At 72.3% G+C, this 14,689-nt stretch carries 9 protein-coding genes; 4 read left to right on the top strand and 5 right to left on the bottom strand.

What is annotated here, in order from left to right; genetic code table 11:
• The first annotated feature begins 117 nt into the window (after nucleotides 1-117).
• Nucleotides 118-963 (top strand): Cof-type HAD-IIB family hydrolase, encoded by an 846-nt coding sequence (locus tag ACQ9ZG_RS16885; protein ID WP_109915491.1) that lies wholly within the window; start codon nucleotides 118-120, stop codon nucleotides 961-963.
• Between the two features lie 178 nt (nucleotides 964-1,141).
• Here ACQ9ZG_RS16885 and ACQ9ZG_RS16880 read toward each other — a convergent pair whose 3' ends face one another.
• The 5 genes from ACQ9ZG_RS16880 to hisC all read right to left on the bottom strand — a co-directional run bounded on the left by ACQ9ZG_RS16880 (nucleotide 1,142) and on the right by hisC (nucleotide 10,693).
• A complete protein-coding gene (locus ACQ9ZG_RS16880; protein ID WP_109915492.1) occupies nucleotides 1,142-2,848 on the bottom strand; it encodes a sensor histidine kinase in 1,707 nt (568 codons plus the stop codon).
• A gap of 207 nt (nucleotides 2,849-3,055) precedes the next feature.
• The gene (gene cydD / locus ACQ9ZG_RS16875) at nucleotides 3,056-6,622 is read right to left on the bottom strand and encodes a thiol reductant ABC exporter subunit CydD (protein ID WP_499280760.1); all 3,567 of its coding nucleotides are present in this window, start codon (nucleotides 6,620-6,622) and stop codon (nucleotides 3,056-3,058) included.
• Nucleotides 6,623-6,703: 81 nt separating this feature from the next.
• Nucleotides 6,704-7,705 carry a cytochrome d ubiquinol oxidase subunit II gene (cydB, locus tag ACQ9ZG_RS16870; RefSeq protein ID WP_109916256.1) on the bottom strand — a complete coding sequence of 334 codons (1,002 nt, stop codon included), beginning with the start codon at nucleotides 7,703-7,705 and terminating at the stop codon, nucleotides 6,704-6,706.
• An 18-nt stretch (nucleotides 7,706-7,723) separates the two neighbouring features.
• Nucleotides 7,724-9,235, bottom strand: a complete 1,512-nt coding sequence (locus ACQ9ZG_RS16865) for a cytochrome ubiquinol oxidase subunit I (protein ID WP_018489880.1) — start codon at nucleotides 9,233-9,235, stop codon at nucleotides 7,724-7,726.
• 378 nt (nucleotides 9,236-9,613) lie between these two features.
• On the bottom strand, nucleotides 9,614-10,693 hold the full coding sequence (gene hisC / locus ACQ9ZG_RS16860) for a histidinol-phosphate transaminase (protein ID WP_028415780.1): 1,080 nt from the start codon (nucleotides 10,691-10,693) through the stop codon (nucleotides 9,614-9,616).
• Nucleotides 10,694-11,140: 447 nt separating this feature from the next.
• Between hisC and ACQ9ZG_RS16855 the strand changes: the two genes are divergently transcribed.
• From ACQ9ZG_RS16855 to ACQ9ZG_RS16845, 3 genes are all read left to right on the top strand, one after another.
• Entirely contained in the window at nucleotides 11,141-12,253 is a 1,113-nt protein-coding gene (locus tag ACQ9ZG_RS16855) for a LacI family DNA-binding transcriptional regulator (protein ID WP_078507715.1), read from the top strand.
• A gap of 173 nt (nucleotides 12,254-12,426) precedes the next feature.
• Complete coding sequence (locus ACQ9ZG_RS16850) at nucleotides 12,427-13,641, top strand: metallophosphoesterase (RefSeq protein ID WP_499280758.1); 1,215 nt, start codon at nucleotides 12,427-12,429, stop codon at nucleotides 13,639-13,641.
• A gap of 181 nt (nucleotides 13,642-13,822) precedes the next feature.
• Nucleotides 13,823-14,665, top strand: coding sequence for a hypothetical protein (locus tag ACQ9ZG_RS16845; RefSeq protein WP_109914875.1), 843 nt, complete (start codon nucleotides 13,823-13,825; stop codon nucleotides 14,663-14,665).
• The last annotated feature ends 24 nt before the right edge of the window (nucleotides 14,666-14,689 follow it).

Genomic DNA, 14,689 nt, shown 5'->3' with positions numbered 1-14,689 from the left:
CGCCGCCCCGCGACCCTTTGGCATATGCCTGGGGAATGTTCCGCAGCTCAGCGGCGCGCCCACTCAAATGTGCGCCCCTCCGCACGCACGTGCGCCTCGGTGGGCGAGAATGGCGGGGTGACCTCAGCTACCGATACGCCTCCTCCTGCCATCACCCGGCTGATCGCGACCGACCTCGACGGCACGCTGCTGCGCGACGACAAGACGCTCTCCGCACGTACCGTCGCCGCGCTGGCGGCGGCCGAGGAGGCCGGGATCGAGGTCTTCTTCGTCACCGGCAGGCCGGCCCGGTGGATGGACGTCGTCAGCAACCACGTGCAGGGCCACGGACTGGCGATCTGCGCCAACGGCGCCGTGGTCACCGACCTGCGGGCGGACGGCCGGCTGCTCACCGTGCGGGCGCTGGAGCGCGACGCCGCCCTCCACGTCGTGCACAGCCTGCGCGACTCCGCCCCCGGCACCTCCTTCGCCATCGAGCTGACCACCGGCATCAACTACGAGCCGTCCTACCCGCCCTTCCACCTGGACCCGGGGGCGGCCGTCGCCGTCGCGGAGAAGCTGCTGCACGAGGACGTGCCGGGCGAGGGCGCCCCCGTGCTCAAGCTCCTGGCCCACCACACCGAGATGCCTCCCGACGCCTTCCTCGCCCTGGCGCGCACGGTGGCCGGGGAGCGGGCCTCCATCACCCGGTCCAGCCCCTCCGCCCTGCTGGAGGTCAGCGGGCTCGGGGTCTCCAAGGCCAGTACGCTCGCCGCCTGCTGCGCCGAGCGGGGTATCTCCGCCGCCGAGGTGGTCGCTTTCGGTGACATGCCCAACGACGTCGAGATGCTCGGCTGGGCCGGTACGTCGTACGCGATGGGCAACGCCCACCCCGCCGCCCTGGCCGCCGCCACGGGGCAGACCCTCACCAACGAGGAGGACGGCGTGGCGGTGGTCATCGAGCGGATCCTCGCCGGCCGCTGATACCGACGTCCGTGGACGTGCGAGTCCGTGGACGTGCGAGGGCGCTGACGCCGACAGCCGTGCACCGCGAAGGGCCGAGGCGTCGACCTCGAAGGGCGCAGGCGGCGGCAGCCGCCGACCCCGTCGGCCGTTCCGCGTGGTCGCAGCCCCGCCGCCCCGGCTCCCGGACCCGTACGGCTCACAGCGGCGCCTCCCACACCACCGTCGTCCCGCCCCCGTCCGCCCCGATCCCCGGGCCGAACCAGCTCGCCCCGCCCAGCGACTCCGCCCGGCGGGCCAGGTTCCGCAGCCCGCTGCGGCGCCCGCCCTCCGGAATGCCCACCCCGTCGTCCGCCACCGACAGACGCACCGCGGCCCGGCCGTCCGGCAGGGTCGCCGTGGCGTCCACGACCACGTCGATCACCGAGGCCCCGGAGTGCCGGAAGGCGTTGGACAACGCCTCGCGCAACGCGGCGACCAGGTTCTTCCCGGTCAGCTCCCCGACGAGCGCGTCCACAGCGCCCAGGAAGCGGTGCGAGGGCTTGAAACCGAGCGGGACCGCCGCCATGTTGATCTCCCGCAGGACACGGGTGCGGAGCCCCGAGGGAGCCTCGGCCGGTTCCTGCTGGAGCGCGAAGATGGCCGTACGGATCTCCTGGATGGTCACGTCCAGCTCGTCGACCGCCCGGCCCACCCCCGTCCGCACCTCGGGGACGACCGAGCGGCGCTGGGCGCTCTCCAGCATCATCCCGGTGGCGAAGAGCCGCTGGATGACCAGGTCGTGCAGGTCGCGGGCGATCCGGTCGCGGTCCTCGTAGACCGCGAGCCGCTCCCGGTCCCGCTGCGCCTCGGCCATCATCAGCGCCAGGGCCGCCTGCGAGGCGAACTGGGTGGCGAGCGTCCGCTCCGTCCGGCTGAAGGGGCGCGCGCCCCGCGCCCGAGGGGTCGCCAGGGCGCCGAGCACCCGGCCCCCGCTCTGCAGCGGCAGCAGCATGCTGGGCCCGAAGAGACCGGCCAGCCTGGTGACCATCCGGCTGTCGGTGGCCGAGTCGTCGATGAAGACCGACTCCCCGGCCAGCAGCTTCGCCACCACCGACGAGCGGGCCGGAATGATCACCCCGAGCGAGGACGAGGGGTCGTCGGCGGAGACCGCGACGATCTCCAGCCCGCCGTCCCCGGTGGGCAGCAGCACGATCCCGGCGGCGGAGTCCGCGAGACGGCGGGCCTGTTCGGCGACGACGGAGAGCGCGTCGTCCGCGTCCCCGCCCGAGAGGAGGGCGGTGGTCACCGCCACCGAGCCGTCGATCCAGCGCTCCCGCTGCCGCGCCGCCTCGTACAGCCGGGCGTTGCCGATGGCGATCCCCGCCTCGGTGGCGAGCACCCGCACCATGTGCAGGTCGTAGTCGCTGAACGCGCCGCCGTCCTCCTTCTCGGTCAGGTAGAGGTTGCCGAAGATCTCCCCCTGGACCCGGATCGGCACCCCGAGGAAGGTCCGCATCGGCGGGTGGCCGGGCGGGAACCCGGCGGAGCGCGGATCCTCGGCCAGATCGGCCAGCCGTACGGGTTCCGGGTCGTGGATCAGCGCGCCCAGCAGGCCCCGGTGGCCGTCGGGCCTGCGCCCGATCGCCCGGGCGGCCTGCTCGGAGACCCCATGGGTGATGAAGTCGGAGAGGCCGTCGCCCGACTCGTCGACGACACCGATGGCGGCGTACCGGGCGTGGGCCAGCTCGGCCGCCGTCGCGCAGATGCGGTCCAGGGTGGAGTGCAGCTCCAGCCCCGTACCGATCGAACGCATCGCCTCCAGGAGCTGGGGGACCCGGGCCGTCAGCTCGGTGGAGAGGCCCTGCAGGCTGCGGGTGGCCTGCGTGGCGGCATCGAGTGAGTCCTGCGGGTCCGGCTCTGCCATGACCTGAGCCTAGTTAGTGGCGTTTGGTGAGGAAAGTCGGGTTTACGCTGTGCTCGGTCTTCTCCAGCCTCGTTTCCTTCGGCCCCGATCCCGCCGGGCTCGATTCCCGCGCTCGGTTCTCCCCGCGCCCGATCCCGCCGGGCTCGGTAGCGGCCCGCGCCCGGCGCCACCGCCCTCGGCGCCCGTCCCGTCCGGCGCCCGCCCCGCTCAGGCCCGCACCCCCGCCCCCACCGTCTCCGCCTCCCGCTCCAGCATGCGGCGCAGCGGTCCTTCCTCGGCCGCCAACTGCGCATACGGTCCGCGCTGCACCACTCGGCCCGCATCCAGCACCAGCACCTCGTCGACGGCCTCGACACCGGCCAGCCGGTGGGTGATCAGAACGGTCGTCCGCCCCTCGGTCGCCGCCAGCAGGTCGGCGGTGAGCGCGTCGGCGGTGGCCAGGTCCAGGTGCTCGGCCGGCTCGTCCAGGACGAGGACGGGGAAGTCGGCCAGCAGCGCCCGGGCCAGGGCGAGACGCTGGCGCTGGCCGCCGGAGAGCCGGGCGCCGTGCTCGCCCACCGGGGTGTCGAGCCCCTCGGGAAGCGAGCGGACCCACTCCAGCAGCCGGGCCCGGGAGAGCGCCTCGTCCAGTTCGGCGTCGGTCGCTCCGGTACGGGCGAGGCGCAGGTTCTCCCGGATCGAGCTGTCGAAGACGTGGGCGTCCTGGGCGCACAGGCCGACGGAGCGCCGTACGGTGTCACCTTCCAGCCGGGCCGCCTCCACACCGCCCAGGCGGTACGTGCCCGAGGACGCGTCCAGGAAGCGCAGGAGCACCTGCGCGAGCGTCGTCTTGCCGGAGCCGGAGGGACCGACGACCGCGACACGGCGGCCGGGCACCAGGGTCAGGTCGAGCGACTCCAGCGCATCGTGGTCCGCCCCCGGGTAGCGGGCCGACAGGCCCCGCACCTCCAGGGGGAAGGGGGAGGAGGGCGGATCGGCCGGGGTCGAGGGCTCCCGTACGGGAACGGGGGCGTCGAGCACCTCGTACACGTGCTCCGCGCTCCGCAGAATCCGCTGGCGGTACTGCACCGCGAGCGGCATCCCGGCGACGGCCTCGAAGGCGGCGAGCGGGGTGAGCACCACCACCGCGAGCGCGACGCCGGAGAGGCGCCCGTCGTTCACGGCGGGGACGGCGACGGCCGCGGCGGCCACCACGGTCAGCCCGCAGACCAGGGCGGAGAGCCCGCCGCCGAGGGCCGTCGCGGTGGCCGCGCGGGAGGCGATCCGGGTGAGCAGGCCGTCGGCGGCCCGCAGGTGCGCCTGCCGGGCCGGGAGGGCCCCGGCGACGGTCAGCTCGGCCGTGCCGCCGAGGAGATCGGTGACCCGGGTGGCCAGGGCGGCGCGGGCGGGCGCCAGCTGACGTTCCGTACGGCGGGCGGCACCCCCGCTCACCAGCGGCACCCCGACCCCGGCGACGAACAGCCCGACCGCCAGGATCACCCCGGCCTCGGGCAGCAGCCAGCCGGTGAACCCGGCGGCGGCCACCGAGACGGTGAGCGCGGTCCCGGCGGGCAGCAGCCAGCGCAGCCAGTAGTCCTGGAGCGCGTCCACGTCGGCGACGAGCCGGGAGAGCAGGTCGCCCCGGCGCACCGTGCGCAGCCCGGCGGGGGCGACGCGTTCCAGGCCCCGGTAGACCGCCACCCGCAGTTCGGCCAGCAGCTTGAGGACGGCGTCGTGGGAGACCAGGCGCTCCGCGTACCGGAACACCGCCCGGCCGATACCGAAGGCGCGCGTCGCGGTGACGGCCATCATCAGGTAGAGGACGGGCGGCTGTTCGGAGGCGCGGGAGATCAGCCAGCCGGAGACGGCCATGAGCCCCACCGCCGACCCCACCGCGAGACTGCCCAGCAGCAGCGCCAGGGCCAGCTGCCCGCGCTGCGCACCCGCCGCCTCCCGGACCCGGGCGAGAGTCCGTCCGGGGCGGGCCTCGGTCTCCCGCAGCAGTTCGGTCGCGGCCTCGCGCGGGTCCCCGGACTCCAGCAGATCCGCGGCTTCCAGTACGTCGCCCGGGCGGCGCGCGTCCAGCAGCTCACCGCCCGCGAGGGGCTGCGGCACGGGCAGTCCGGGCGCGGCGGTCGCGGCGGGCCGGGAGGCGTCCACGGCCCGGGGCTCCAGCGTCACCACCCGGTCCGCCACGGCCAGCAGGGCCGGGCGGTGGACGACCAGCAGCACGGTCCGGCCCGCCGCCAGCCGCCGTACGGCCTCGACGATCCCCGCCTCCGTCTCGCCGTCCAGGCTCGCGGTCGGCTCGTCCAGGAGCAGCAGCGGACGGTCCGCCAGGAACGCCCGGGCCAGGGCGAGGCGCTGGCGCTGGCCCGCGGAGAGCCCGGACCCGTCCTCGCCCAGCCGGGTCCGCTCCCCGTCGGGCAGCTCCGCGACGAAGTCGTACGCCCCCGCCTCCCGCAGCGCCGCCACCACGGCCTCGTCGTCGGCGTCGGGCCGGGCGAGGCGGACGTTCTCCGCGATCGTCCCCGCGAAGAGGTGCGGCCGCTGGGGGACCCAGGCGATCCGGCTCCGCCAGCCCTCCGGGTCCAGCTCCGCGAGGTCCCGGCCGCCGACCCGGACGTGCCCCGCGTCGGGTACGGCGAACCCCAGGACCACATGGAGCAGGGTGGACTTGCCGACGCCGCTCGGCCCGACCAGGGCGACGGTCTCCCCCGGCTCGACGGTGAGCGAGACGGCGTCCAAGGACGGTTCGGTACGGCCCTGGTGGCGCACGCTCACGCCCTCAAGCTCCAGGCGCACCGAGTCCGGGACCTCCCCGGTGCCCGCCGCCCGGGGCTCGGTCTCCAGGACCGCGAAGATCTCCTCGGCGGCCGAGAGACCCTCCGCCGCCGCGTGGTACTGCGCCCCGACCTGGCGGATCGGCAGATACGCCTCCGGGGCCAGGATCAGGACCACCAGACCGGTGTAGAGGTCGAGGTCTCCGTGCACCAGCCGCATCCCGATGGTGACGGCGACGAGGGCTACCGACAGGGTGGCCAGCAGTTCCAGGGCGAACGAGGAGAGGAAGGCGATCCGCAGGGTGCGGAGGGTGGCCCGCCGGTACTGGGTGGTGATGGTGCGGATCGACTCGGCCTGGGCCTTGGCCCGGCCGAAGACCTTGAGCGTCGGCAGCCCGGCGACGACGTCCAGGAAGTGGCCGGAGAGCCGGGAGAGCAGTTGCCACTGCCGGTCCATCCGGGACTGGGTGGCCCAGCCGATCAGGATCATGAAGAGGGGGATGAGCGGCAGGGTGACCACGATGATCGCCGCCGAGACCCAGTCCTCGGTGACGATCCGGGCCAGCACCGCCACCGGCACGACGACCGCGAGGCCGAGCTGCGGGAGGTAGCGTGCGAAGTAGTCGTCGAGCGCGTCGACCCCGCGGGTCGCCAGCGCCACCAGGGAGCCGGTGCGCTGGCCGCTGAGCCAGCCGGGGCCCAGGTGCGCGGCCCGCTCCAGGAGCCGGCCGCGCAGTTCGGACTTGACCGCCGCGCTCGCCCGGTGGGCCGCCAGTTCGGTGAGCCAGGCGACCAGGGCGCGCCCGACGGCGACCGCTGCCAGCAGGAGCAGCGGGGTGCGGAGCTGGGTAACCGTGAGCCCGTCCTCGAAACCGCCCACCACGATCTCCGCGATGAGCATCGCCTGGGCGATCACCAGCGCGGCGCCGACCAGACCGAGGCCCACCACAGCCGCCAGGAAAAGGCGGGTGGCTCGGGCATACCGCAGCAGACGCGGGTCGATGGGTTTCACGTGAAACATCCCCCAGCAGGGTCGACGGGGTGGGCCGGGCCGTGTTTCACGTGAAACACGGCCCGGCGAGGCCGGTGCGGGTCAGTGGGCATCCGCGATGTGCTGGGTGCCGATCCGCTTGCGGAACACCCAGTACGTCCAGCTCTGGTACAGCAGCACCATCGGCGTGGCGATACCGGCGCACCAGGTCATGATCTTCAGCGTGTACGGCGTGGAGGAGGCGTTGGTGACCGTGAGGTTCCACGCCTCGTCCAGCGAGGACGGCATGACGTTCGGGAAGAGCGTCAGGAACAACATGCTCACGGCCGCCACGATCGTCAGCCCCGAGAAGGCGAAGGACCAGCCCTCGCGCCCCTTGGCGATGGCGCCGATCGCCGCCACCAGGGCCACCACCGCCACGATCAGTGCCAGCAGGCTCCAGCGGTCACCGCTGGCGGCCTGGGTCCAGAGCAGGAAGCCCAGCGCGAGCACCGCCGTGGCCAGACCCAGCTTGATGGCGAGGGCCCGCGCCCGGACCCGGATGTCCCCGGCCGTCTTGAGCGCAGCGAAGACCGCGCCGTGGAAGGTGAAGAGGAAGAGCGTGACGAGCCCGCCGAGGATGGCGTACGGGTTGAGCAGGTCGAAGAAGTTGCCGACGTACTCCATGTCGGCGTCGATCTTCACGCCGCGCACGATGTTCCCGAAAGCCACGCCCCACAGCATCGCGGGGATCAGCGAGGTCCAGAAGATCGCTGTCTCCCAGTTGGTCTGCCACCGCTCCCCGGTCCGCTTGGCCCGGTACTCGAAGGCGACCCCGCGCACGATCAAGCAGAGCAGGATGATCAGTAGCGGCAGGTAGAAGCCGGAGAACAGCGTGGCGTACCACTCGGGGAAGGCCGCGAAGGTCGCGCCGCCGGCGGTGAGCAGCCAGACCTCGTTGCCGTCCCAGACGGGCCCGATGGTGTTGATGAGGACCCGCCGCTCCTTGCGGTCGCGGGCGAGCAGCTTGGTGAGGACCCCGATGCCGAAGTCGAACCCCTCCAGGAAGAAGTAGCCGATCCAGAGGACGGCGATGAGCACGAACCAGACGTCGTGGAGTTCCATCTCTCAGCTCCTGTGCTCTCAGTACGAGAAGGCCATGGGCCGGTCGGCGTCTTCGTCGTCGTGGCCGTTGATCCGGGTGGGCGGGTTGAGGTCGGATTCGGTGAGTTCCGGCGGCCCGGCCTTGATGTACTTCACGAGCAGCTTGACCTCGATGACCGCGAGGATCGCGTAGATGAGGGTGAAGAGGATCATCGAGGTGAGGATCTCGCCCTGCGAGACACCGGGGGAGACCCCGTCGCGGGTCTGGAGCACCCCGTAGACCACCCAGGGCTGGCGGCCCATCTCGGTGAAGATCCAGCCCCAGGAGTTGGCGATGAGCGGGAAGAGCAGCGTCCAGAGCGCGGTGAGCCAGTAGAGCTTGGTGAGCTTCGGGCTGAGCGCCTTGTTCCGGAAGAGGACCAGGTTCGGCACTTCGTCCTCACCGGTCCGCATCGCCGGTGGCAGCAGGAACTTCTTCCGGGTCAGCCAGAGCCCCAGGAGGCCGAGGCCGAAGGAGGCCATCCCGAACCCGATCATCCAGCGGAAGCTCCAGAACGCGACCGGGATGTTGGGCCGGTAGTCGCCGGGGCCGTACTTCTCCTCCAGCGTCTTGTTGATGTCGTTGATGCCGGGGACATACGAGTTGGGGTCGCTGTTGGCGAGGAAGGAGAGCACCCCGGGGAGCGAGATCTCGACGGAGTTGTGGCCCTGGCTGACGTCCCCGTACGCGAAGATCGAGAAGGGGGCGCGTTCCTGGCCGTCCCAGAGCGCCTCGGCGGCTGCCATCTTCATCGGCTGCTGCCGGAACATCACCTTGGCGAGCATGTCGCCGCTGACCGCGGTGAGCAGTCCGGCGACGACGACCGTGACCAGCCCCAGCCGCAGCGAGGTGCGCATCACCGGGATGTGCTTCTTGCGCGCGAGGTGGAAGGCGGCGATGCCGACCATGAACGCCCCGCCGACCAGGAAGGCCGCCGTGATGGTGTGGAAGAACTGGGTGACCGCGGTGTCCTGGGTGAGCACCCGCCAGAAGTCGGTCAGCTCCGCGCGCCCGCGCTCCTCGTTGATGCGGTAGCCGACCGGGTGCTGCATCCAGGAGTTGGCCGCCAGGATGAAGTAGGCGGAGAGGATCGTGCCGAGCGAGACCATCCACATGCAGGCGAGGTGGATCTTCTTCGGCAGCCGGTCCCAGCCGAAGATCCACAGTCCGATGAAGGTGGACTCGAAGAAGAAGGCGATCAGCGCCTCGAAGGCGAGCGGGGCGCCGAAGATGTCCCCGACGAAGCGCGAGTAGTCCGACCAGTTCATGCCGAACTGGAACTCCTGGACGATGCCCGTCACCACGCCCATGGCGATGTTGATCAGGAACAGCTTGCCCCAGAACTTGGTCGCCCTGAGGTACTTCTCGTTGTTCGTCCGCACCCAGGCGGTCTGCAGGCCGGCGGTGAGCGCGGCGAGCGAGATCGTCAGCGGAACGAAGAGGAAGTGGTAGACGGTGGTGATGCCGAACTGCCATCGCGCCAGGGTCTCCGGCGCCAGAGCGAGGTCCACGTCGTCTTTCTCCTTACGTCGCCGTGGTGACGCCACGTCTCCGTGGTCGCACCGGGCACTCTGCCCTGCCAATCCACCGGATCGCAGACAAACAGGACACGCTTGTGAACGCGTTCACATTCACAAGCAATTATGGCGCACACGCTTTCGGGCCCTTCGCCGGGGGTACCCCTTTTCGACCCCGGTGCCGCGCGGACGCCCCGGGAGCCCATGCGAAAGGCCCCGGACCTCGTCGTTCGAGGTCCGGGGCCACCGGCCGCCGGCGCGCCCCGACGGGCACACCGGTCCTCCACGGGCGCCGCGACGGACGCACCGGCCGTACGCGGGCGCCGCGGTGGGAGCACCGGTCATCCGGGCTCCGCAGCGGGCGCCCTACCGCTACAGCTCCGCGCGGAACGCCTCCGCCGCCTTCAGGAAGAGGTCGTTGCCCTCGCTCTCGCCGATCGTGACCCGTACGCCCTCACCCTTGAACGGGCGCACCACCACGCCGGCCCGCTCACAGGCCCCGGCGAAGTCGAGGGTCCGCTCGCCCAGGCGCAGCCAGACGAAGTTGGCCTGCGACTCCGGCACGGTCCAGCCCTGGCGCACCAGCTCCTCGCTCACCCGGCTCCGCTCGGCGACCAGCGAGCCGACCCGGCCCAGCAGCTCGTCCTCGGCGCGCAGCGAGGCGACCGCCGCGTCCTGGGCGAGCTGGCTGACGCCGAAGGGGACGGCGGTCTTCCGGAGCGCGGCGGCCACCGGCTCATGGGCCACGGCGAACCCGACCCGCAGCCCGGCCAGCCCGTACGCCTTGGAGAAGGTCCGGAGCACCGCGACATTGGGGCGGTCCCGGTAGATCTCGATGCCGTCGGGCACCTCGGCGTCGCGGATGAACTCCTTGTACGCCTCGTCGAGCACCACCAGCACATCGCCCGGCACCCGGTCCAGGAACCGCTCCAGCTCGGCCCGGCGCACCACGGTCCCGGTGGGGTTGTTCGGGTTGCAGACGAAGATCAGCCGGGTCCGGTCGGTGATCGCCTCCGCCATCGCGTCGAGATCGTGCACCTCACCGTCGGTCAGCGGCACCTTCACCGAGGTCGCGCCGCTCACCTGCGTGATGATCGGGTACGCCTCGAAGGAACGCCAGGCGTAGATGACCTCGTCGCCCGGGCCCGAGGTCGCCTGGAGCAGCTGCTGGGCCACCCCGACCGATCCGGTGCCGGTCGCCAGGTGCGAGACGGGCACCCCGAAGCGGTCGGCCAGCTCGTTCATCAGCCCGGTGCACGCCATGTCCGGGTAGCGGTTGAAGCTGCCCGCCGCGGCGAGCGCCGACTCCAGGACCCCCGGCAGCGGCGGGTAGGGGTTCTCGTTGGAGGACAGCTTGTAGGCGACCGGTCCGCCGGCCGCCGCCGGCTTGCCCGGCACATAGGCGGGAACGCCGTCCAGCTCGGCGCGCAGCTTGGGGCTCGTCTCGCTCACCGCAGGTCCTCCTCGACCGTCCGTTCACAGCAATACTGCACACCTTATGAGGATTGGACGCCGCTGCGAATGGCCCGGGCACGGAATCTCCCGCAGTGCCGGGAATGGCCCGCCTCCGAGGCCGCCCCGGAGCCCGCACGGGGCACCCGCGGGGGTTCCTCAGGGCCTCTCCGGGCCCCTTCCAGGGGGGAGCGCGTTCGGTCCCGACGCGCGCCCGTGTCTCACGCCGTGGCGCGCGTCCCCCGAAGTGGTGAGTTGAGACCTCTTCGAGACATCGACCATTCAGCAGGCCGTCAGCCATCCACACCTGAAACACCAATGCCGTACACCCCAACAGCCTTGCATTACACGGGATCTGATGGGCAATAACCTTGCAGAAACGTGCCTGCCGAAGGGTGCATATGCGACCGGACCGACCGCCCCTCGGAGCCCTACTATCGGCTCGCCATGACAGCAGCAGGGAAGCACCAGGTGAGCCGGACGGAGACCCCCCGGCGCAGCGGCCGGCCAGGACGGGCGGGGATCCGTGACGTGGCCGCCGCGGCCGGAGTCTCGATCACGACCGTCTCCGACGCGCTCAACGGCAAGGGCAGGCTCCCGGACGCCACCCGCAGCCATGTCCGCGAGGTCGCAGAGCGCTTGGGCTACCGCCCCTCCGCAGCGGCCCGAACCCTCCGTACCGGCAAGTCGGGGCTGATCGGCCTGACCGTGACCACGTACGGGGATGAACCTTTCACCTTCACCGAGTTCGCGTACTTCGCGGAGATGGCCAGAGCCGCGACCTCGGCGGCGCTCGCCCGGGGCTACGCCCTGGTCATCCTCCCCGCCACGTCCCGCCACGACGTCTGGTCGAACGTCGCGCTCGACGGCACCGTCGTCATCGATCCGTCCGACCAGGACCCGGTCGTCACCGAACTCGTCCGCCAGGGACTCCCCGTCGTCTCGGACGGCCGCCCCGCCGGGGCGCTCCCCGTCACCGCCTGGGTCGACAACGACCACCGGGCCGCCGTGCTCGACCTCCTCGACCACCTCGCCGCCGCCGGGGCCCGCCGCATCGGCCTGCTGACCGGCACCACCACCGACACGTACACCCGCCTCTCCACCACCGCCTACCTCCACTGGTGCGAGCGGGTCGGCCAGGATCCCGTCTACGAGTCCTACCCGGCGCACGACCCGTGCGCGGGCGCGGTCGCCGCCGACCGGCTGCTCGCCCGCCCGGACCGCCCCGACGCGGTCTACGGGCTCTTCGACCCCAACGGCACCGACCTCCTCGCGGCCGCCCGCCGCTACGGCCTGCGGGTCCCCGAGGACCTGCTGCTGGTCTGCTGCAGCGAATCGACCGTGTACGCGGCCACGGAGCCGCCCATCACGACGCTCTCGCTGAAGCCCCGCCACATCGGCACCGCCGTCGTCCAGCTCCTGATCGACGCCATCGAAGGGGTCGAGCACGACGGTCCGGTGGAGCAGGTGATACCGACGGAGCTCATCGTCCGGACCTCCTCGCAACGCCGTCCGCCGCGCACGACGGTCAGCGCGCCGCGCTCCCCCAGCAGGGACTGATCGGCTCTTTTCGGACCATTCGGCCGGTGAACCGTACGTGCGCGCGGATTCACCACCCCTGGTGCGTCACACAGATCGATCCGCATTCCTATGATGGGCGCACGACACCGCGGACCACCTCTGCCAGGCAGGACCGTCAGGTGTAGGGCGGCGCGACGGTGGTGGAGGGGTCGATGACTCAGGGGGCCGGTCAGGAACCCGTGGTGCGGACGGCGACGTTGCGTGACTTCCGGGTTCCGCCGTATGCGCAGACGCCCGTACCGCCGCAGGCACCCGGCGCGGTGCCGCCTCCGACACCACCCGCGCACGCGCCGGAGCCGACCGCGCCCGCGCCGCACACCCCCGTACCCCCGTCCCACCCGCCCACACCCCCCGCGCCGCCGGCCGCCGGGCAGCCCCCGCACCCGCCCGCACCGCACCAGGCGCCACCGCACCCCGGCAACGCGGCCGTCGGTGGCGAGCCCCCGGAGGGGTACACCCCCACCGAGCGCGACCTCCCCGTCATCAACCGCGGGGACACCGTCAAGATCCAGACCGTCCCCGATCCCCGCCCCGACACCGGCGAGGGCCGCGGCCCGCTCTACGTCGTCGGGGACGTCCACGGCTACCTGGACGAGCTGGTGGCCGCGCTCGCCGCCCAGAACCTCATCGACGCCGACGGCAACTGGGCCGCGGGCAACGCCCGGCTCTGGTTCCTGGGCGACTTCACCGACCGCGGCCCCGACGGCATCGGCGTCATCGACCTCGTCATGCGGCTCTCCGCCGAGGCGGCGGCCGCGGGCGGCTACTGCAAGGCCCTGATGGGCAATCACGAGCTGCTCCTCATCGGCGCCAAGCGGTTCTCCGACACCCCCGTCAACTCCGGGGTCGGCACCGCCACCTTCCAGGCCGCCTGGCTGCTCAACGGCGGCCAGAAGAGCGACATGGACCGCCTCCAGGACGTGCACCTCCAGTGGATGTCCCGGCTCGACGCGGTCGTCGAGGAGGACGGGCATCTGCTGATGCACTCCGACACGACGGCCTACCTCGACTACGGCTCCACCATCGAGGACGTCAACGACACGATTACCGCCATCCTCACGCGCAACGACGCCGACGAGTGCTGGGACCTCTTCCGCAAGCTCACCAAGCGGTTCGCCTTCCGCGACGAGGGGGGCGCCGACGCGGTGCGCGAGCTGCTGTCCACGTACGGCGGACAGCGCATCGTCCATGGCCACAGCCCGATCCCGTACCTCCTGGGCGAGGTCGGCACGGAGGACGGCGAGGACGGTTCGGGCCCGGTGGTGAACGGCCCGCACGTCTACGCGGACGGGCTCGCCATCGCCATGGACGGCGGGGTGACCATGGCCGGAAAGCTACTGGTCGTCCAACTCCCCCTGCATGACTGACCACTGACGGGGAAGACGCTCCTTGATCGGACCGCGCCGATCATCGGGCCTATTTACGGAAACACCCTGTCTCCCCGTGCCGTGGGCGCTCTACCATCGGCTCATCAGTGGCAGGCTCTCCTCCGTTTCTGCCCGATCGCCCGGCCGACCCGGGCAGCCGGGCCCGACGGAGCATCGGGGGATGCAGATGACAAGCGCTCCGCACCTGCTGGCCGAGGACGGTCCCGAGTACGCGCGGATCCTGGGTGACGCCCTGCGTCACGCCCAGGAACGCCCGGACCTGGAGGGCGTCGGTGACCGGCTCAACACCGAACAGCTGCGCACGATGGCGCTCAACGCCACGGCGCTGATCACCGCGGCCGCGGCCACCGAGTACGACCACTACGTGAAGGCCCGCGCCGAGCTGCGCGCGGCGAGCACGACCGTGCCGGAGGGCGAGCAGTACGGGGACGCCGCGTCGGCCACCGGACCGGGCGCCGGCATAGGCGCGGTCCTCACGGTCCTGACGCCGCTCCTCACGGTCCTGACGCCGCTCCTCGCGGGCACCGCCGCCGTGATCTTCCTGCTCGTCGGCTATCTGCTGAAGGCGGTCAGCCCGTCCCTCGCCTTCGGCGGCAGCATGGTCGCCGCCGGGTGGTTCTTCGCGGCCGTCGCCGCCGCAGCGATCCTGGTCGCCGCCATCGGGCTGCTCGTCACCGCCCTGCGCAACGGCTCGACCTCGCTCGCCGCCGAGGACGAGGAGCAGGGGCTGCCGGAGGAGGTCGCCCGGGCCCGGGAGGCCTGGCGCCACGCCCTGCTGGAGCGCGGCATCCTGCCGTTCCTCCGGGACGCGCTGGCCGACCCGACCGCGGGCCGCGCCGCACGGACCCCGCACCGCTCGCCCGACCGCATCCCGAAGGTCGGCTACAGCAGGCCGGACTTCTCCGGTCCGGAGGACGGCCCGGCAGCGGGCCCCCGCCCGACCTTCACGAGCCCGGACTTCACCAGCCCGGACTTCGGAGGCCCCGAGCACCGGCCGGAGTAGCCTCCGTACCCCCCTGGAGGGGCC

This window comes from Streptomyces araujoniae (assembly GCF_050871195.1).
Lineage (GTDB): Bacteria > Actinomycetota > Actinomycetes > Streptomycetales > Streptomycetaceae > Streptomyces > Streptomyces bacillaris.
This window is presented reverse-complemented; position numbering and strand designations above follow the sequence as displayed.